This window comes from Vibrio sp. D54, from assembly GCF_021728075.1.
Lineage (GTDB): Bacteria > Pseudomonadota > Gammaproteobacteria > Enterobacterales > Vibrionaceae > Vibrio > Vibrio alginolyticus.
The window spans coordinates 87,156-105,834 of the sequence record NZ_JAKKCS010000008.1; the positions used below are offsets into that span (position 1 = coordinate 87,156).

Below are 18,679 nucleotides of genomic sequence, written 5' to 3' on the forward strand. Positions count from 1 at the left end.
TTTAGTTTGCTTGTAGTTTTAATAAGGTATGACCAAGGCCAATATTGTCGGTTCTTTCAACGACAGATAAACCTGCCGCTTCGACAATTTCTAAGAAATCATCACTGCGATAAAAGCGACTATTACCGTTAGCTAAACAGGTAAAATAAAGAGAAGTGGCATTAAGGCTATAGGAAGCTCCCGCGTATTTTTGAGCATCCCAAAACAGCTCCAATACGTAAATAGTATCTCCCTTCGTTAACTGGGCTTTAACTTTTTTAAGGATATTGAGGATCTCAATTGGGGAAAAGCAATCCAAGAACTGGCTCATCCACCATACGTCAGCATGCTCAGGCAATGTTTGTGCTTTATCAAGCATGTTTGCAGGGTATGGACGTACACGCTCGACGAACTGGTTTTCTGAAACATTCTTCATCGCTACTTCTAATTGCTGCGGTAAATCAACAATCGTCACTTGAACGTCAGGGTCATGTTTACAACACTGAATCGCCCATTTTCCCGTATTTCCGCCAATATCCACAAGATGCTTTGGCTTGCTTGCAAATACCTCTTTAAGCAGAAGTGGGAACGAGCGATCCGAATAGAAATGATCGAACTTAAACCAGCTCTGTTTGGCTTGTTCTGGTAACGTCGATAGACCTTGATAGATGGTCTCCCAATTGCCCAACTCTTTCAAACCAGACGGTTTACCTTCTTGAATTGCTTCCGTCAAATGCATCATCGCGGCGTAACAAACATCTGCCGTAAAATCCATGTTTGCATTCGTCATACCATCATGAAGAAGGTAAAAACCAAGGTTTGCAAGCGAATAGTTAGGTCGTTCCCATAAAACAATATGCGCACTAATCGCCATATCCAACAGTACTTTAACACCATATTCTGATACTCCCGTTTTCTCGGCAATATCTGTGGCACTCATGCCTTGAGCGCCAGCGCTGTCTAAAGCGGCTAAAATACCTAAATCTCGAAGCGTTTTGGCGGTCTGGAACACGATTGGTGCAAAAGATAACTTCTGAGCTTCTGTCTTCGCTTCAAAAGCATTAAAAGGGTCATTATTTTGATTTAACACGGAAAAACCTAACTGCAATTAATAGTTTTATTGTTGAGATTGATTGCCCAACAATGCAATAGCTCGCTGAATATCAACATTCAAGTTGTTTACCCAACGATTGTAATTGCGGTGGATTTTGCCATCACTTGCTTTGAGATTTACTGAGTTGAGATAAATAATTGAGTAATATTTATTATTGTATGGGATTTTTACTTCTGCAGAGTGTTTACGAACGTGGATTTTTGCAATAAGAACACCAGGGCTTACTTCTTCGATCGTCCAGCCTCGGTTAGTTGCTGATTGCACTATGGCCATTTTTACTTGTTTATTTTGAAGATCATAAGCAACTGGAGTATCCTCCACATTCATTACAGGTTGTACTCGTCCACAACCAACAAGAAGCAAAGTTAATAATAACGAGACATACAGCTTAAAACGCGACATGATAATTTCCTTTTTATTGTGAATTTGGGTCAACCCCAATTTGTATCGAGCTGTAAAATAAACAATTTAACCCAATATGCCAAACTCGAAGATCAACATTTCGTTCAATATTGATGCGTGGACAGCGAATTCATTCGGTTTATCCGAATCCAATGAATGGAAACAATGGGCAACAGAGATAAAATGGCCAGAAGATGGCAAAATCAATGTTGCAAATATTCCTGCGATGATGCGCAGAAGAATGAGCCCACTCAGTAAACTGGCGGTACAAACTGCAATCGAAATGCTTAATCAACATCAAGTTGATTACCTTGTATTTTCAAGCCGTCATGGTGAACTGCATCGCAGCGTCGCACTAGTTGAAGATATAATTAATGGAGAAGAGGCGTCTCCGATGGCTTTTTCTCAATCGGTGCACAATACCGCCGCAGGGCTTGCCACTATCGCAACTAAACAACCCATTCCCCTAACTTCTATCGCTGCGGCAGAAAACACATTCCAAAGCGCAATATTAGAAGCATGGCTGTTTTTGTCCGACAATCCTGACAAAAAAGTACTGCTTGTTGATTTTGATGAGCCTATGCCTGACTCTTACTTAGAATATGAAAACCAACAATACAAAGGGTTTGGACTTGGCTTGATACTTTCTCATGGAGACAAGTTCGCGATACAAAGCTCCATAAACGCAGAACGTTCCGGTCATCCTCTTCCTCAAGGTTTAGTATTTTTGCAACAATACTTGTTAGATAAAAGCCAGTGGACTATTTTCGCTCCGCAACAAGCTTGGGAATGGCACAAAAAATGACTCGCTTAAATCAGTATTGGCGTGTGCTAGCAACAGGCTTTTGTTTTTCAGTATTTGGGTTAGGTGGTTTAGTACTGAGTTTCATTGTTATTCCGACCATTCGTATTTTTGTTTCAGACCAAACGGAACGCGAATATAAAGTTCAGGGTGCGATTCGATATTCATTCAACACATTTTGTAAATTGATGAAGCTAAGTGGCGCAATCGATTATCAAATTATTGGTGCCGATATTCTTCAACAAGATCGTAATTGTTTAATTGTTGCCAACCACCCTAGTTTAATCGATTACGTTCTCATTGCTTCACAATTAAATCGCTGCGACTGTTTAGTAAAATCGGCAATATGGTCGAATCCTTTTATGAAGCACATCGTAAAAGCAGCCGGATATATTCCCAATGAAGCACCGGATGATTTATTAGCACTCTGTGATGAACGATTTAACAAAGGCAACGTGTTGCTTATATTTCCTGAAGGAACAAGAACAACACCAGGTGTAGAGCCGAAATTACAACGCGGTGCAGCACAAATTGCGGTAAGAACAGAGCGAGATTTAAGGGTGGTCCATATTACGGTAACACCAAGTTTCCTCACAAAAGAGAAAAAATGGTATCAAGTACCGGCAACAAAGCCCTTTTTCAGGGTTGAAGTTAAGGATAAAGTTGAGATTACCCCCTTTATAAAGCAAACTACGTCGCCGACAATAGCGGCGCGACGCTTACAACAGCACCTAGCTGAAAACATTTTTCCAGAAAACTTTTATTAATAAGCAGGTCCCAGTGGAACAGTTACACAACGACATTAAGCAACTTATTATTGATGCTTTAAACCTTGAAGATTTAACCGTAGATGATATTGAAACGGATGCACCACTTTTTGGTGATGGACTTGGCTTAGATTCTATCGACGCGCTTGAGCTTGGACTCGCAATAAAAAAACAATACAACATCGTTATTGATGCCGACGACTCAAATACGCGCGAACACTTTGCGTCTGTAGCAAATCTAGCGAAATACGTTTCTTCTCAAACTAATGAATAAGTTGTAGGTATATTCATGACTGATGTAAATAAAGATCAAGTATTTGAACAAGTTAAAGATGCGCTTGTTGAGCTGTTCGAAATTGACGCAGCCGACATTCAATCAGATGCGCACTTATACCAAGATCTCGATCTTGATAGCATTGACGCCGTTGATTTGGTCGTACACCTACAGAATGTCACTGGCAAAAAAATCAAGCCAGCAGAGTTTAGTGCAGTAAGAACCGTTGACGATGTGGTTAACGCTGTTACTGAGTTATTGAAGGAAAGTTAATGCGCCAATTGCTGACTGGTCTGTCTGCAATTGTACTGCTTGCCTACCCCTTCGCCGTCTATTTCGGTATAGATAAATTTGGCTTGAACTTAGTTGGGGGCTTGTTAATTGCTGCGTTACTTTTGCGTGTTTTCGTCGCAAATAAGACCCCACTAAAAGAGTTTAAATTCTTGGCGCTCGCTACGGGCGCTGTTGGCATTGTTCTAATTACACTTGGCATGGTGTTTAAACAACACGGGTGGCTTCAGTTTTACCCTGTCGTTGTCAATTTATGTATGCTGTGTGTATTTGGACTGAGCTTAAAACAGCCGCAATCGATCATAGAGAGGCTTGCTCGCTTGCAAGAACCCGACCTTCCGGCTAGTGGCGTGGCTTACACTCGCAAAGTGACGGTGGTTTGGTGCGCCTTTTTTACGCTCAACGCTGCCGTTGCACTCTATACCTGTTTCCTACCAGTAAAAATATGGACGCTTTATAACGGCCTTATCAGCTACTTACTTGCTGGTGGCTTGTTCGCTGGAGAATGGATCGTGCGTCAATTTGTTCGAAAGGAACACTAATCGTATGAATACAACGTATTCGAGCTTTACCTCCCTAGCGACCTTGTTCATCGCAGAGAGGTCTGAGCAATCCCCTGTCTCTTACGATCGCGACACGGTTATCACGTGGGGTGATTTCCAGCAGCACGTCGCAACACTTGCTCAGCAGTTAGAAACCCAACCAACGCAAAACATTGCGTTGTGTTTTGGCAGCAGCTACCTGTTTGCCGTTGGCTTTTTTGCTTGTTGTTATGCAGGAAAATCCATTGTATTACCTGGTAATTACCAACCAGAAGCACTCAAAGAGCTCAGTGAGCACTACGATTTGTTGCTGCATGATGCCGATGTCTCGGCTCCAGAACTCGTGAGCTCGCTTTTGATCGAAGCTCAATCATTGCTAGAAACCACCGTGATTAACGAGCCAGAGGCCAAACAACCTTATTTTTGGCGTGAATTAAACCTGGCGGAAATACCAGTAACGCTATTTACTTCGGGTTCAAGCGGCACACCAAAAGCCATTGCAAAAACGCTGAAACAGCTTGATATCGAAGTTGCTATTCTAGATAACCTGTGGGGCGACACAGTTGCCAACACACGCGTTGAAAGCACCGTTTCTCATCAACACATTTACGGCTTGCTGTTCCGCGTATTGTGGCCTTTGTGCTCTGCACGTCCATTTTCAGCACACAACCTAGAGTTCCCAGAGCAAATTGTCCATCACGCTGATGCTGACACCACGCTAGTAAGCAGCCCTGCGTTACTAAAACGACTCAGTGAAGAGCACAATCCGGTTGCGATTCGGTGCGTATTTTCTTCTGGTGGCCCCTTGCCAAACCAAGCGGCGCAGCACAGCCAGCAGTTGTTTGGGTCACTTCCTATTGAAGTTTTTGGCAGCACAGAAACCGGCGGCATTGCTTACCGTCAGCAGCACGAAGCCAGTACTCCCTGGACGTTATTCCCTGGTGTTGAAGCCGAGCTTAACCATGAAAATTGTTTAAAGCTCCGCTCGCCACACATTGATGAAAACACTTGGTACCAAACTGCGGATGAATGCTATTTCCATGATAGTATTTCTTTTGAATTGCGTGGACGCACTGATCGAATCGTCAAAGTCGAAGAAAAGCGTATTTCCCTTGTCGAAGTGGAAAAACGTTTAGAGCAATTGCCGTGGGTTCAAGAAAGCGTGGTGATCCCAATGGAAGAATCTGGTCGCCTCACGTTAGTCTCGATCATCGTACTTAACGATAAAGGCAGCGATGTGCTTAATGAACTTGGTAAAGGCAAATTTTGGCTTGAGCTTCGCAAGGCACTGCGCAATTGGCTAGAACCGATCGCTATCCCGAGAAAATTCCGAGTGGTCGCCGAAATTCCATTGAACAGCCAAGGCAAACGCCAAGTTGCTGAAATTGAAAAACTATTCCAATAAAGCTAGTAACATGGATAAAAGAAAACCAACCATTCAGAATATTGAAGTGAGTGACCACACCGCAGAGCTTTCGCTGCGTGTGGATGCTGACATCTTAGATTTCCAAGGTCATTTCAGTGACTTTCCTCTTTTACCCGGCGTCACTCAAATTGACTGGGCGTTGTTCTACGCCGTTCAATATTTGAACACTCCCAAGGTATTTAAAGGAATGGAAGTCATCAAGTTTCAAGAGCCGATTCTGCCAAACGCCGACGTTTGTCTCTCACTCTCTTGGGACAATGAGCGCGAGAAATTGGCCTTTAAGTACATATCGAAAAACGGTGAAACCTTGGTGACTCACTCTTCAGGCAAAATGAAACTGGGTGAGTCACGTGAGTGATTACCGTCCCTGCTTTTTAATTCCTTGCTACAACCACGGCAGCACAATTGCAGACGTGGTTGCGTCGTTATCCTCTTTCGATTTGCCAGTGCTTGTCGTGGACGACGGCAGCAATGAAGACACCAAACAAGCACTTTCAGCGTTGAGTGAGCAAGGGCTGATAAAACTGATTAGTTTGAGTGAAAACCAAGGCAAAGGTGGCGCGGTGATGGCAGGCCTACATCAAGCTCACCAACTTGGTTTTACGCACACCATTCAAATCGACGCAGATGGTCAGCACGACCTAGAAGCATTGCCGAAATTGCTCAGCGCCAGCGAAACAAAACCAGATAACCTGATTTCGGGCCAACCGATATACGACGAGAGCGTACCCAAATCCCGTTTGTATGGTCGCTACGCTACACACGTTTGGGTGTGGATAGAAACCTTGTCACTGTCTATCAAAGACAGCATGTGCGGTTTTCGCGCCTACCCAGTGGCGAAAACGGTCGCCGTGTTGAACAAGTACAGCATCGGCAAACGCATGGATTTTGATATCGAAATTCTAGTGCGAATGTATTGGGAAGGCGTCGACATTGATTTTGTTCCAACGCGCGTGATCTACCCTGAAGGTGGCATTTCCCACTTCGACGCATTGTGGGACAACATCAAGATAAGCTGGATGCACACTCGCCTATTTTTTGGCATGTTGCCGCGCATTCCTTCGCTACTCGCCAGAAAGCGCAGTCACACAGACGACAGCAATGCCCACTGGTCGAAACGAAAAGAACAAGGCACGATTTTAGGCATCAAAACCTTGCTCGCGGTTTACCGCTTGTTCGGCAGAAAAGCGTTTGACCTGATTTTAAAATTAGTCATGCGCTACTACCACTTCACGGGTAAATCTGCCCGTGAAGCGTCTGAGATTTACCTGCAAAACTTGCAGCGCTACGCAGCGCAGCAGAACATCGCACTGCCAAAACAGTTGGACAGCTATCATCATCTGCTTTCTTTTGGGCGTACCATGCTCGACAAACTGGCAGCATGGCAAGGTGACTTTAATGTCGACAACCTAACCATTCACGGCCAACATCATTTCGAAGAGATGGCGCAGAAAAAACAAGGCGTGCTCATATTAGGCTCGCACCTTGGCAATATCGAACTCTGCCGCGCGCTTGGTCGTCGACACTCTCATGTCAAAATCAATGCCTTGGTATTTACCCAACACGCTGAACAATTTAATGCGGTAATGAAGGCGGTAAACCCAAACTCGGAACTGAATTTGATTCAAGTCAGCTCAATGGGACCAGACACCGCGATTCTGCTTCAACAAAAAATCGAGCAAGGCGAATGGGTGGTGATCGTTGGCGATCGCACTTCTACCAGCAAAGAAAATCGTGTCGTTTGGGCAGATTTTCTTGGTAAACCAGCGCCATTTCCGCAAGGCCCATTCATGCTGGCCTCGGTATTAAAAGCGCCGGTTTATCTACTCTTCGGCCTACGCGACGATGAAGCAAACACTCCGCATTTTAATGTGTACTTTGAACACTTTAGTGACCAAATCACGCTACCGCGCAAGGAACGTCAGCAGGCACTAGAACACGTTGTTCAACAGTACGCACAAAGATTAGAACACCACACACTGCAAGCGCCGTTACAGTGGTACAACTTTTTTAACTTCTGGACTTTAAGTAATCAGCCACATGACAAACAACAATAATCACAACATCACTTTTGGTGCCCAATCTTTAACCATCGAAGATGTCGTTGCCATTGCTCAAGGTGCAAAGGCACACATGAACACCTCGCCAGAATTTACCGCGAAAATTGATCGTGGCGTGGCGTTTCTGGAACGATTACTGAAAGAAGAAGGCGTTATTTACGGCGTGACCACGGGTTACGGCGATTCATGCACTGTGGCGATTCCACCTGCTCTTGTGGATGAACTTCCGTTGCACCTTACGCGCTTCCATGGCTGTGGCTTAGGTCAAATCCTTTCTCATGAGCAAGCTCGTGCGGTGTTGGCGACACGTTTATGTTCATTGTCGCAAGGCGTATCTGGCGTGTCTCACGGTCTGTTGAACCAAATCGTTACGCTTATCAATCACGATATTGCGCCGCGTATTCCACAAGAAGGCTCTGTGGGCGCAAGTGGCGATTTAACGCCTCTGTCTTACCTAGCAGCGACCTTAATTGGCGAGCGTGAAGTGCTTTACAAAGGCGATGTGCGACCAACACAAGAAGTGTTTGCAGAGCTGGGCATTGAGCCAATTCGCCTAAAACCAAAAGAAGGTTTGGCGTTAATGAACGGTACATCCGTGATGACTGCCCTCGCCTGTCTTGCCTACAAACGCGCAGAATACCTAACGCAGCTGTGCACCAAGATTACCGCGATGGTCTCTGTGGGTATGCAAGGTAATGACTTCCACTTTGATGAAGCGTTGTTTGCGGTAAAACCTCACCCTGGTCAACAGCAAGTTGCGGCTTGGCTGCGTGATGATCTCAATGCTGAACGTCCGCCACGCAATAGCGACCGACTGCAAGATCGTTACTCGCTGCGTTGTGCGCCACACGTGATTGGCATGGTGCAAGACTCACTGCCTTGGCTACGTCAATTGATTGAGAATGAACTAAATAGTGCCAACGACAATCCAATCATCGATGGCGACAACGAGCGCGTTCTGCACGGCGGTCACTTCTACGGTGGTCATATCGCAATGGCGATGGATACGTTGAAAGTGAACATTGCCAACTTAGCTGATTTGCTGGACCGTCAGATGGCGCAACTGATGGATTACAAGTTCAATAACGGCCTGCCGTTTAACTTAACCGGTGCAGAAGGCGAGCGTAAACCGATCAACCACGGCTTTAAAGCGGTTCAGATTGGTATCTCAGCTTGGACGGCCGAAGCGTTGAAAAACACCATGCCAGCGAGCGTTTTTTCTCGCTCAACCGAGTGTCACAACCAAGACAAAGTGAGCATGGGTACCATCGCGGCTCGTGATTGCCTACGCGTACTTGAGTTAACAGAGCAAGTTGCTGCGGCTTCACTCCTAGCAAGCGTTCAAGCGGTTGAGATTCGTCGTCGTCATAACGAATTGGACGAACACCACATGAGTCAGAGTTTGCGAGTAATTCGTGACGCAGTACTGAGCGAGTTTGAATTTGTGATTGAAGATCGCCCATTGGAACAAGATTTGCGCCATTTCATTGAACGCATTCAGCAACGTCATTGGCCACTCTACGCGGAGGTATAATGCAAGAGCAGGTTTTCTACCCATTAGAAGCGGAGGTGACTATGGTCACCTCATTCCAAGATGCTGACCCGATGGGCGTGATTTATCACGGCAACTTCTTTCGATATTTTGAAGAAGCGCGTCGTGTGCTGATGGAGAAGATCCAATACAGCTATCGCGATATGCAAGACTCTGGGTATATGTGGCCGATCATCGACACGCGCGTTAAATACGTCAAGGCGATTCCGTTTAATCACACCATTCGCATTACCGCGCAACTCACGGAATGGGAAAACCGCTTGCGTGTGGATTACGTGATTTACGACGCCGAAACGAATCAACGTATGTGCAAAGCGCATACAACGCAAGTCGCCGTATCCATTGAAAAGCAAGAGATGTGCTTTGTTTCTCCAGCAGTCTTTTTAGATAAAGTAGAGCAATGGCACAACCATGGGAGCCTGAACTAATGCAAAAGTGGTTACTCTCTTTTTTGTTGATATTTTCTGTTCCAGCACTGGCCACACCGACAGCAAACGTAACGGATTTGGCATCGCTTCAACAGCAGCTGTCTCAGCATGAAATCGTACGCGGATATTTTACGCAGCAGCGTCATCTGGAAATGTTTAGTCAACCTTTAACCTCTAAAGGTCAGTTCACACTGAGCAAAACACATGGCTTGTTGTGGCAACAAACTGAACCTTTCGCAGTCAATTTGGTATTGACGGAAAACAAACTTCGTCAGACTTTTGCCGACCAAGCTCCGAAAACGATTTCTGCTGAAGAAAACCCAATGGCGTTCTACTTTAGCCATGTGTTTTTATCCGTGTTCCACGGGGATACTTCTGCACTGCAAGAACAATTCACACTCGATTTTTCAGTTGAGAACAATCAATGGCAGCTCGTTTTAGTGCCAAAACAGTCGCCATTAAATGCGGTGTTTCAATCCATCACTCTTTCCGGTAAAACGCACATTGATCGCCTAACCCTACAAGAGCTGCGTGGCGATAAGACCGAAATCACGTTTACGAACCAGACCTCTCTACCTCAGGAACTCACGGATGCCGAAGACGCTCAATTCCGTTTCTAAACTCAGTCTTGGCACTCATACCTTTGCTCTGGTTTGGCTCAATCTCGTTGTTTTAGCGGGCGCGTTGCTACTCAAACAATGGGTTTGGAGCGCAGAATCTCCGATTGAGACCAACATTTTAAAACTGTTGCCGAAGAACCAACAAAACCCAGTGGCTGAGCAAGCCTTTGAGTCGGTCTCGGCAAGTATGAGCGACAAAGTCATTTTCGTGATCACAGCGCCGGACAAAAATGCCCTTTTTGCAGCGGCCACTGAATTTGATAAGGGGTTACGACAAAGTAATCATTTTCGCGATGTGGTGGGAAAAATCTCACCTCAAGAGCAGCAAGCTTGGGCGAGTTACTACTTTAAGCACCGTTTCCAATTGCTGACGCCTGAACAACGAGAGCGTTTAAGCAAAAATCCAGAACAGCAAGTGCAGCATGTGATTCAGTCTCTGTACAACCCGTTTTCTGGAGTGACTGGGCAAGAGTTACAAAATGATCCTTTCTTGCTATTTCGTGATTATTTAAGCCAAGTTACCCAGCAATCGTCCTCTTTCCGATTGGATAACGGCTATCTGTCCGTCGAAAAAGACGGTGCTCAATACTTGCTTATTACTGCTGAGCTAAAAGACTCGCCTTATAGCCTAACTGGGCAGCTTGCCGTCCCTGACATTCAAGCGCTAGAACAGAGCGTCGCGCAGAAATATGGCGCTAAAGTGGCACATACTGGCGTTCTATTTTACGCCGACTTTGGTACGCAAAGTGCCAAATCGGAGATCAGTACCATCGGTGTGTTCTCTCTGCTCGGTATCATTGCATTGCTCGTGTTGGTCTTTCGTAGTGTGATGCCACTGTCTCTGGCACTGCTTTCCATCACCATTGGTTTGCTCGTTGCTTTGTCCGTTACGACGTGGATTTTTGGAAAAGTCCATCTGTTCAGTTTAGTGTTTGGCGCAAGTTTAATCGGCGTGTCTATCGACTACGCATTCCACTACCTAACCGAACGTCTTGCGGCGGGAAATGAATGGGATAGCGAGCAAGGATTAAAGCATATTTTCATAGCTATCACACTTGGCTTAATCACCAGTTTGATCGGCTATTTGGGCATGTTAGTGGCACCGTTTCCAGGTTTGCAGCAGCTTGCGCTGTTTTCATCCCTTGGTCTGATTGCTGCTTACATCACTGTGGTGGCTTGGTATCCGATACTGGCTCGTAACCCATCGCGATCCATTTCGAACTTACCAGGACAATCACTGTTGGCGAAATGGTTAACGCTTTGGAATCAACCTCGAATTAAAGTCGGATTACCGATGTTATGTGTGGTTGCGAGTGGCTTTTTCTTGCTGCAATTGAACTACGATGACGACATTCGTCTGCTGCAAACGATGCCGAAAGATCTCAAGCAGCAAGAAACCTTGATTACGACGCTCAGTGGCATGCAATCTTCGCAGCAAATGTTGGTCGTTACCGCCGACGATGACGAAAGCCTAATGAAAAAGCTGGAGTCTTTGACACCAACTTTAGAAGCGTGGAAAGCGGAAAGCACCATCGAAAGCTACCAGAGCCTGAGCCGCTACTTGAGCTCAGTGGAACGTCAGCAACAAGACTATCAATTGATTCGCGATCTTTACGCGACACAATCCAGCCCACTTACTTCCGGGTTGGGCTTAAGTAAAAAGCCCAAAATGGACGCCGACTTTATCCCTGTTACGGTTGAACAGTACTTGCAAAACCCGGTATCAGCGCCTGTACGTTTTCTTCATTTGGGTAAAATTAATGAAAAATCGGCAACGGTTGTGGTGTTAAACCAATTGCAAGACTCCGCTGTTGTTAAGGCATTTGCCAAATCACAGTCTGATGTTGTTTACCTAAACAAAGCTGAAGAAATATCCGCCCTATTTGGTGAATACCGAATCAAAATCATGGAGCTATTGGCAGCCGCCAGTGCTGTGATCTTTCTGGTATTAATCAAGCGGTACGGTCTGCAACACAGTTGGCGAGTTTTACTGCCATCATTGATTGCTTGCGCCTGCGGTCTTGCAACTGCTGTCGCGATGGGAACAACATTAAACCTGTTCAACTTGCTTGGCTTGGTGCTCATTCTTGGTATCGGGATCGATTACACTCTGTTCTTTGCCGAGAAAGCCCGCAGTGTGAGCACACTATTAGCGATCACCCTTTCGGCAATGACCACTGTGTTGTCATTTGGGTTGCTGTCACTCAGCCAAACTCACGCGATTCACAGTTTCGGCATTACGGTGTTAAGTGGTATTTTTGTCGCTTGGCTGCTCTCTCCGATTGCAATTAAAACAGAGGAAACGACGTCATGATTTTCAATCACGCCTTTCGCTGCGCGACGTTATTCGCACTGAGCCTGTTTTTAAGTGCATGCAGCTTGGTCCCTCACCAATCGACGCCTCAGGTCGACATTGCCGAGCACACCCAAGTTAGCTTACCCACTCCCGCAAGCTTGGGCTATCAGTTGTCTGCCAGTCAGTTAATTACGGCTTCTTGGGCAATAGATGGTAAAACCACATCTGAGCAACTTCCGGTACAACTGCAAGTGACCAACAACGAAGTGGTGCTGGCAGGCTTCTCATCCTGGGGGACAAGAGTACTCTCACTGTCTTACGATGGAGAACAAATTCAAACCGAAGTGCTCAATGGTTTACAAGGTTCGCTACCGCAGCCAGAACAGGTATTATTTAACCTGATGATCACGCTCTGGCCGAGTTCCGCTTGGGAAGGATCGTTAAATGAGGTAAGGTGGCGAATTATTGATAAAAATAATTCTCGCGCCATCTTTGATAGCGACGGTGAAAAGATCATTGAGATTCAATACAGCTCTTCTAACAAGTTAGAGGGTAAGATTGATTTTCATCACCTCAAACATCAGTTTTCAATTTCTATTCAAACACTGCAACATCAGATTAACTAAGAACAATTTAGAATAACAATATGCCTATTCGCTCTTCTCAACCTTTGTATATTCAGGCCTGTGGCTTTCACTCTGCCATGGGACAAGATGACGCGCTCATCCACCAGTGTTTATCGGGAGCGAAGCCATCCAACATGGTGGTTGACCAAGATATTTTAAATTCAGGCCGCCAAACAGTAATCGGTCGAATTGCACAGACGTTACCGCAATTACCGACCGCACTCAGCCAGTTTGATACGAGAAACAACCGCCTCGCACTTTCGGCTTTGCTGCAAATCGAAGGCGACGTGCGTGACGCCATGGCTAAATATGGTCGTGACCGTATCGCAGTCGTGATCGGCACCAGCACATCTGGCATTTCAGATGGCGAAATCGCATTTGGTGAAAAGCTGGCAAAGGGTAATTTTCCTGTCGACTACCATTACACCAAACAAGAGCTTGGCAACTGCAGCGATTTTATTGCCGCCTACTTTGATTTGAGCGGCCCACATTACTCAGTTTCAACCGCCTGTTCTTCTAGTGGCCGTGTCTTTTTAACCGCACAACGCCTGATTCGCTCTGGCATTGTTGATGCGGTTATTGTGGGTGGTGTGGATACCATTTGTCGCCTCACACTAAACGGCTTTAACGGTTTAGAAGCTCTATCCGATACCCTTTGTAAGCCGTTTGACCAACATCGCAACGGCATCAATATCGGTGAAGCCGCAGCATTAATGTTGCTAAGCAAAACACCTGCGCCCGTTGCTCTTCTCGGAGCTGGCGACAGCTCAGACGCACACCATATTTCCGCACCACATCCAGAAGGGTTAGGCGCAGAAGAAGCGATGAGAAAAGCGTTGGCCAATGCAGGACTTACAGTGCAAGACATTGGTTACATCAACGCGCATGGCACAGCAACGCCGTTAAACGATGCGATGGAAAGCAAAGCCATTCATCGCTGCTTTGGAGACTCCGTTCCCGTAAGCTCGACAAAGCCACTTACCGGACACACATTAGGCGCAGCAAGTGCAACGGAAGCCGCGATCGCTTGGCATATTCTCAAGTACAACCTTGATTTGCCAATACAACACTGCGAAACCAAAGCAGACGATATCCATATATCGTTAGTTGAGACGCCAACCAAACTGGGTAACAAAGCGATTCTCAGCAACTCTTTTGCTTTTGGTGGCAACAATATTAGTCTTATTTTTGGTTACGCTCATGACTAAACTTCCTCCCATCGAACAACTTTTGCCACACGACAAACCAATGATTTTGGTTGATCGTGCTTTGGATGTTCAACAAGATACGATTCACTGCCAGGTTGATATCGCAGAACACAACCCGTTCTTCGACTTGGTATCACACACCGTGCCAGCTTACGTTGGCATTGAGTTTATGGCGCAATCTGTCGCGGCGTGGTCTGGTTACCACGCATTAATGAAAGAACAAGCGCCACCGATTGGCTTTTTGCTTGGTAGCCGTCGATACACGTCTGAATACGATGCGTTTTCTCGCGGACAAATGCTCGATGTGTATGCCGAAAAAGTCATGGAAGATAACGGTATGGCGGTATTTTCTGCCCGTATTGAGCTACAAGGAACTGTTGTAGCGACTTGCCAATTGAACGTTTACGTTCCATCAGAAGAAAAATTACAAGAAATGAAAATCAGGAGTCAACAATGACCCGACAAGTCCTCGTTACAGGTGCCAGCAAAGGCATCGGTAAAGCCATTGCCGTTCAATTAGCCAAAGATGGTTTCCAAATCATTGTCCATTACATGGGTGATCAACAAGGCGCGCAAGATACCCTAGACACCATCGAACAGCATGGTGGTAACGGTCGTCTTATCCAATTCGACATCAGTGACCGCGCAGATTGCCGAGAGAAACTAGAGGCCGATATCGCCGAACACGGCGCTTACTATGGCGTCGTGAACAACGCTGGCATCACAAAAGATACCGCTTTCCCTGCGATGACTGAAGAAGAATGGGATGGTGTGATTCATACCAACCTAGATAGCTTCTACAACGTTCTTCACCCTTGTGTTATGCCAATGGTGCAAAAGCGTAAAGGTGGTCGAATTGTTACCCTTGCATCAGTCTCTGGCCTAATGGGTAACCGTGGTCAAACCAACTACAGCGCAGCAAAAGCGGGCGTAATTGGTGCGACAAAATCACTCGCACTTGAACTGGCAAAACGCAAAATCACCGTTAACTGCGTTGCACCGGGACTTATCGACACAGGCATGGTAGACGAACACGTAAAAGAACACGCGATGCCGCAAATTCCTTTACGCCGCATGGGAGAACCAGAAGAAGTCGCTGGTTTAGTCAGTTACCTCATGTCTGACATCGCAGGTTATGTAACTCGCCAAGTCATTTCGGTAAACGGAGGCCTAGTATGAACCGTCGAGTCGTTGTAACCGGAATGTCGGGCGTGACTGCGTTTGGTAACGATTGGCAATCTGTCGAGCCAAAACTGCGTGACTGCCAGAACGCGACGCAATACATGCCTTCTTACGAACAGTATGATGGTTTGAACACCAAGCTCGCGGCACCAATTTTAGACTTTGAACTGCCAAAGCACTACAAGCGCAAGCAAGTACGCGGCATGGGGCGTGTTTCCAAATTGGCGACCGTCGCAACAGAAAACGCACTGAGCCAAGCAGGTTTGATTGGTAACGACGTACTCACCAATGGTCAAACGGGTATCGCATACGGCTCATCAACAGGCAGTACTGATGCAATCGGTGCATTTGGTGTCATGCTGAATGAGAAAACCACCAAAGCGATCACCGCAACGACTTACGTGCAGATGATGCCGCATACCACAGCAGTGAACGTTGGTCTATTTTTCGGTTTGAAAGGCCGAGTGATCCCAACCAGCAGTGCATGTACCTCTGGCAGCCAAGCAATCGGCTACGCCTACGAAGCGATCAAACATGGCTACCAAACGGTAATGGTTGCTGGTGGCGCTGAAGAATTGTGCCCAACGGAATCCGCTGTCTTCGATACCCTTTTTGCCACCAGTCTGAAGAATGAAGACCCGAAAAGCACACCAAGACCTTATGACTCCGATCGCGATGGTTTGGTGATTGGTGAAGGTGCGGGAACACTGGTTCTGGAAGAGTACGAACACGCCGTCGCTCGTGGCGCGAAAATCTATGCAGAAATCATCGGTTTTGCCAGCAACTGCGATGCCGCACACGTCACTCAACCACAGATGGAAACCATGCAAATCTGTATGGAAATGGCTTTGCAAAACGCGGGCATTCCTTCTGAGAAGATCGACTATGTATCTGCTCACGGCACTGCCACCGACCGCGGCGATATTGCGGAAAGCAACGCAACAGCGAATGCTCTGGGCAAAGTGCCAATCAGTTCACTCAAGAGCTACTTTGGCCACACACTAGGCGCCTGTGGCGCGATTGAAGCGTGGCTAGGTTTAGAAATGATGCACACAGGTTGGTTTAACCCAACGCTCAACCTAGAAAACCTCGACGAGCAATGTGGTGATTTAGACTACATCGCCGGACAAGGTCGAGAGCTGGACGTGAAATATTTGATGAGTAACAACTTCGCCTTTGGCGGCATCAACACCTCCATCATCTTTAAAAAGATGTAATGCCCTTAGTAAATGCAAAAGCGCTGGTTAACCAGCGCTTTTTTGTTGGTTGCCTATCAGGTTCATATATCACGCTGTAACGGCAAACAAGACATTACCATTCCGCGATACAAAGGCGACTTTTAACACCACGAATTTGTAATCCCATCGCTTCAAAGACATGCTCAAAATCTTGACAAGATGCAGGCACATTAGGTAGCGACAATGAAGCCTCGGTAAAAAACGTCCGACTCAAATTATCCGTCTCTCCCCAAGCTAACTGCCACCAATCCAAAATTCGCGGCTTGGATGCGTTTAATCGATAGCTAGCAGGAATACGATCACGCTTGTTTAGGTTTTCAACCTTAGATGTTGGTAGTAAGTTCCACTTATCATTGTTGGGCCAATAAGCAAATGGCAAACAGTGATCAACGTGATACTCATTTCGTAATTTGCTTCCACTCCATACACTGACAATGTCGCAATGGCTGAGCTTCAACTGTTCAATTCTCTTTCGCACGACTCGCGTATCATGGTCTTTATCAATCCAGACCAAACAATCATGATACGTTTGCAGTGGAATACCCCGCTCTTGATTAGACCGAAATCGTTGCATTTCCATAATCCATTGGTTGACCACCAGCGGCTCAATCCAAGAGTTATACAATCGAAAACAATCCCAAAGGCTTTCATCCAACACAAACAGCCCATAACCTTCGAGGAACTCGCTATCCACAACAATTGAACGTTTTGGCTTCTTAGCTGAACGAATCATTTCAAAGTAAGGGTTTGATTTATCACCTTGATAGGTAAAAGTGACGGGACCATCTTTTATGGTTTTTAAGCTGTCTTTTATCGCTTTATCAAGCGCCACTGCATCTTCACCAAAAAATGTCGTGCCTATAGCAAGATCATCAGGACTTAAATGGGAAAGTCTGCCCCAGCCATCGGGCTTTATAAAACCTAGCCCTTTAGACGAGTTCGAGCTTTGCTGGATGTTCTCTTTATCGATTAAACGCTTAAATTGACGAATCCAATATAAGCCAACTAATCCTAATGGGATTGCAACTTTACCTTCGCTGCGATCAACCACTGCACCAGAATGAGCGTCTGCAATACGTAGTAAAGTACGTAGTAGTGCGAGCTTATAGGTAGCCGATTTGGAATCATTGACGATAATGTGGCGAACCTTATTCAGATCACCGGAACCATCATCAGGCAAAGACATCACTACAGTTTGCCAAGATACACCCGTTCGCTTTAACTGATCGTCATCGAGAGATACGTTTCTCACCATTAAAGCGCTATTCTTTGCAAACTTTTCGAGCTCTTCAACCGATACGGGATAAGCTTTACGACCGTCAGAAAAGTCACCGTGACGAAGGCTAATCACCAATCGACCATTAGGCGCTAACAAATTTGCAAGTTTGCGAAATGCACGTTCACGGTGCGTAGGCGCAAGATGCATCCATACCGCACTGACAAGAATTAAATCGAAGCGAAAGCCAAGATTAATGGTTTTCTCAAGCTTAGGTAATGCATCTTCAAGCCAAGTAACGGAATCGCCACAGTAAGACTTACCAAGCCTTAGAAGTGCTTGAGCAGGCTCAATCGCAACAACTTCACACCCATGCTCAGCCATCCATTTCGCGTCTCGACCAGAGCCCGCGCCAACATCTAACACACGATCTCCAGCCTGGGGCCAGAAGACTCTCCAACTCGCGTGGACATCCTCAAACTGGATCGATGTGTATTGCTTCGCGAAAGAGTCGGCGTGTCGGTCATAAAAGTTAGAAGTGGCAGGCATAAAGGTTAACGAAAGGTAATTAATATGCGTCCATATTAATTGCTAGAAATTGCAATGGCTAGAATGCCATTCAAAAGTTGTAGATAGAGTGGCAATTACAGCCAAAA

At 46.0% G+C, this 18,679-nt stretch carries 20 protein-coding genes; 17 read left to right on the plus strand and 3 right to left on the minus strand.

The genetic code is table 11. From position 1 onward, the window contains the following. Position 1: 1 nt before the first annotated feature. Positions 2-1,069: a class I SAM-dependent methyltransferase gene (locus tag L3V37_RS12645; RefSeq protein WP_053307501.1), complete on the minus strand. Its 1,068-nt coding sequence runs from the start codon at positions 1,067-1,069 to the stop codon at positions 2-4. Between the two features lie 27 nt (positions 1,070-1,096). Then, complete coding sequence (locus L3V37_RS12650) at positions 1,097-1,495, minus strand: hypothetical protein (RefSeq protein ID WP_005382272.1); 399 nt, start codon at positions 1,493-1,495, stop codon at positions 1,097-1,099. 76 nt (positions 1,496-1,571) lie between these two features. Here L3V37_RS12650 and L3V37_RS12655 point away from each other — a divergent pair, with 76 nt between their 5' ends. The 17 genes from L3V37_RS12655 to L3V37_RS12735 are packed head-to-tail and all read left to right on the plus strand — an operon-like array spanning position 1,572 to position 16,786. Then, positions 1,572-2,300 (plus strand): beta-ketoacyl synthase chain length factor, encoded by a 729-nt coding sequence (locus tag L3V37_RS12655; protein ID WP_167415082.1) that lies wholly within the window; start codon positions 1,572-1,574, stop codon positions 2,298-2,300. Further along, on the plus strand, positions 2,297-3,064 hold the full coding sequence (locus L3V37_RS12660) for a 1-acyl-sn-glycerol-3-phosphate acyltransferase (RefSeq protein WP_005388305.1): 768 nt from the start codon (positions 2,297-2,299) through the stop codon (positions 3,062-3,064). The genes L3V37_RS12655 and L3V37_RS12660 overlap by 4 nt, the downstream gene beginning before the upstream one ends. A gap of 13 nt (positions 3,065-3,077) precedes the next feature. Next, on the plus strand, positions 3,078-3,338 hold the full coding sequence (locus L3V37_RS12665) for a phosphopantetheine-binding protein (RefSeq protein WP_005382278.1): 261 nt from the start codon (positions 3,078-3,080) through the stop codon (positions 3,336-3,338). Between the two features lie 15 nt (positions 3,339-3,353). Then, on the plus strand, positions 3,354-3,611 hold the full coding sequence (locus L3V37_RS12670) for an acyl carrier protein (protein ID WP_005382279.1): 258 nt from the start codon (positions 3,354-3,356) through the stop codon (positions 3,609-3,611). Then, positions 3,611-4,171: a hypothetical protein gene (locus L3V37_RS12675; RefSeq protein ID WP_005382280.1), complete on the plus strand. Its 561-nt coding sequence runs from the start codon at positions 3,611-3,613 to the stop codon at positions 4,169-4,171. Before L3V37_RS12670 ends, L3V37_RS12675 begins: the two co-directional genes overlap by 1 nt. 4 nt (positions 4,172-4,175) lie before the next feature. Next, positions 4,176-5,576 carry an AMP-binding protein gene (locus L3V37_RS12680; protein WP_167415081.1) on the plus strand — a complete coding sequence of 467 codons (1,401 nt, stop codon included), beginning with the start codon at positions 4,176-4,178 and terminating at the stop codon, positions 5,574-5,576. 10 nt (positions 5,577-5,586) lie between these two features. Further along, a complete protein-coding gene (locus L3V37_RS12685) occupies positions 5,587-5,955 on the plus strand; it encodes a 3-hydroxyacyl-ACP dehydratase (RefSeq protein WP_237306427.1) in 369 nt (122 codons plus the stop codon). Then, entirely contained in the window at positions 5,948-7,654 is a 1,707-nt protein-coding gene (locus L3V37_RS12690; RefSeq protein ID WP_167415080.1) for a glycosyltransferase, read from the plus strand. The genes L3V37_RS12685 and L3V37_RS12690 overlap by 8 nt, the downstream gene beginning before the upstream one ends. Then, positions 7,638-9,191, plus strand: coding sequence for a histidine ammonia-lyase (gene hutH / locus L3V37_RS12695; RefSeq protein WP_167415079.1), 1,554 nt, complete (start codon positions 7,638-7,640; stop codon positions 9,189-9,191). The genes L3V37_RS12690 and hutH overlap by 17 nt, the downstream gene beginning before the upstream one ends. Continuing rightward, a complete protein-coding gene (locus L3V37_RS12700; protein WP_140369347.1) occupies positions 9,191-9,637 on the plus strand; it encodes a thioesterase family protein in 447 nt (148 codons plus the stop codon). Before hutH ends, L3V37_RS12700 begins: the two co-directional genes overlap by 1 nt. Further along, entirely contained in the window at positions 9,637-10,257 is a 621-nt protein-coding gene (locus tag L3V37_RS12705) for an outer membrane lipoprotein carrier protein LolA (protein ID WP_237306446.1), read from the plus strand. The genes L3V37_RS12700 and L3V37_RS12705 overlap by 1 nt, the downstream gene beginning before the upstream one ends. Continuing rightward, positions 10,229-12,571, plus strand: a complete 2,343-nt coding sequence (locus tag L3V37_RS12710) for an MMPL family transporter (RefSeq protein ID WP_206953999.1) — start codon at positions 10,229-10,231, stop codon at positions 12,569-12,571. Before L3V37_RS12705 ends, L3V37_RS12710 begins: the two co-directional genes overlap by 29 nt. Next, positions 12,568-13,179: a DUF3261 domain-containing protein gene (locus L3V37_RS12715; protein ID WP_054575211.1), complete on the plus strand. Its 612-nt coding sequence runs from the start codon at positions 12,568-12,570 to the stop codon at positions 13,177-13,179. The genes L3V37_RS12710 and L3V37_RS12715 overlap by 4 nt, the downstream gene beginning before the upstream one ends. A gap of 20 nt (positions 13,180-13,199) precedes the next feature. After that, entirely contained in the window at positions 13,200-14,387 is a 1,188-nt protein-coding gene (locus L3V37_RS12720) for a beta-ketoacyl-[acyl-carrier-protein] synthase family protein (protein WP_167415077.1), read from the plus strand. Then, positions 14,380-14,844 (plus strand): hotdog family protein, encoded by a 465-nt coding sequence (locus tag L3V37_RS12725; RefSeq protein ID WP_167415076.1) that lies wholly within the window; start codon positions 14,380-14,382, stop codon positions 14,842-14,844. Before L3V37_RS12720 ends, L3V37_RS12725 begins: the two co-directional genes overlap by 8 nt. Then, a complete protein-coding gene (fabG, locus tag L3V37_RS12730; RefSeq protein WP_015296414.1) occupies positions 14,841-15,566 on the plus strand; it encodes a 3-oxoacyl-ACP reductase FabG in 726 nt (241 codons plus the stop codon). The genes L3V37_RS12725 and fabG overlap by 4 nt, the downstream gene beginning before the upstream one ends. Continuing rightward, entirely contained in the window at positions 15,563-16,786 is a 1,224-nt protein-coding gene (locus tag L3V37_RS12735; protein ID WP_167415075.1) for a beta-ketoacyl-ACP synthase, read from the plus strand. The genes fabG and L3V37_RS12735 overlap by 4 nt, the downstream gene beginning before the upstream one ends. Before the next feature lie 94 nt (positions 16,787-16,880). On the opposite strand, the gene L3V37_RS12740 is transcribed toward L3V37_RS12735, so the two are convergent. Continuing rightward, a complete protein-coding gene (locus L3V37_RS12740) occupies positions 16,881-18,572 on the minus strand; it encodes a class I SAM-dependent methyltransferase (protein WP_005382296.1) in 1,692 nt (563 codons plus the stop codon). Positions 18,573-18,679: the final 107 nt, after the last annotated feature.

Coding starts and splice junctions, on each gene's coding strand:
- L3V37_RS12720 (WP_167415077.1), top strand. CDS start 13,200: ATGCCTATTCGCTCTTCTCAACCTTTGTATATTCAGGCCTGTGGCTTT.
- L3V37_RS12660 (WP_005388305.1), top strand. CDS start 2,297: ATGACTCGCTTAAATCAGTATTGGCGTGTGCTAGCAACAGGCTTTTGT.
- L3V37_RS12655 (WP_167415082.1), top strand. CDS start 1,572: ATGCCAAACTCGAAGATCAACATTTCGTTCAATATTGATGCGTGGACA.
- L3V37_RS12685 (WP_237306427.1), top strand. CDS start 5,587: ATGGATAAAAGAAAACCAACCATTCAGAATATTGAAGTGAGTGACCAC.
- L3V37_RS12740 (WP_005382296.1), bottom strand. CDS start 18,572: ATGCCTGCCACTTCTAACTTTTATGACCGACACGCCGACTCTTTCGCG.
- fabG (WP_015296414.1), top strand. CDS start 14,841: ATGACCCGACAAGTCCTCGTTACAGGTGCCAGCAAAGGCATCGGTAAA.
- L3V37_RS12650 (WP_005382272.1), bottom strand. CDS start 1,495: ATGTCGCGTTTTAAGCTGTATGTCTCGTTATTATTAACTTTGCTTCTT.
- hutH (WP_167415079.1), top strand. CDS start 7,638: ATGACAAACAACAATAATCACAACATCACTTTTGGTGCCCAATCTTTA.
- L3V37_RS12715 (WP_054575211.1), top strand. CDS start 12,568: ATGATTTTCAATCACGCCTTTCGCTGCGCGACGTTATTCGCACTGAGC.
- L3V37_RS12710 (WP_206953999.1), top strand. CDS start 10,229: ATGCCGAAGACGCTCAATTCCGTTTCTAAACTCAGTCTTGGCACTCAT.
- L3V37_RS12670 (WP_005382279.1), top strand. CDS start 3,354: ATGACTGATGTAAATAAAGATCAAGTATTTGAACAAGTTAAAGATGCG.
- L3V37_RS12705 (WP_237306446.1), top strand. CDS start 9,637: ATGCAAAAGTGGTTACTCTCTTTTTTGTTGATATTTTCTGTTCCAGCA.
- L3V37_RS12735 (WP_167415075.1), top strand. CDS start 15,563: ATGAACCGTCGAGTCGTTGTAACCGGAATGTCGGGCGTGACTGCGTTT.
- L3V37_RS12725 (WP_167415076.1), top strand. CDS start 14,380: ATGACTAAACTTCCTCCCATCGAACAACTTTTGCCACACGACAAACCA.
- L3V37_RS12700 (WP_140369347.1), top strand. CDS start 9,191: ATGCAAGAGCAGGTTTTCTACCCATTAGAAGCGGAGGTGACTATGGTC.
- L3V37_RS12680 (WP_167415081.1), top strand. CDS start 4,176: ATGAATACAACGTATTCGAGCTTTACCTCCCTAGCGACCTTGTTCATC.
- L3V37_RS12675 (WP_005382280.1), top strand. CDS start 3,611: ATGCGCCAATTGCTGACTGGTCTGTCTGCAATTGTACTGCTTGCCTAC.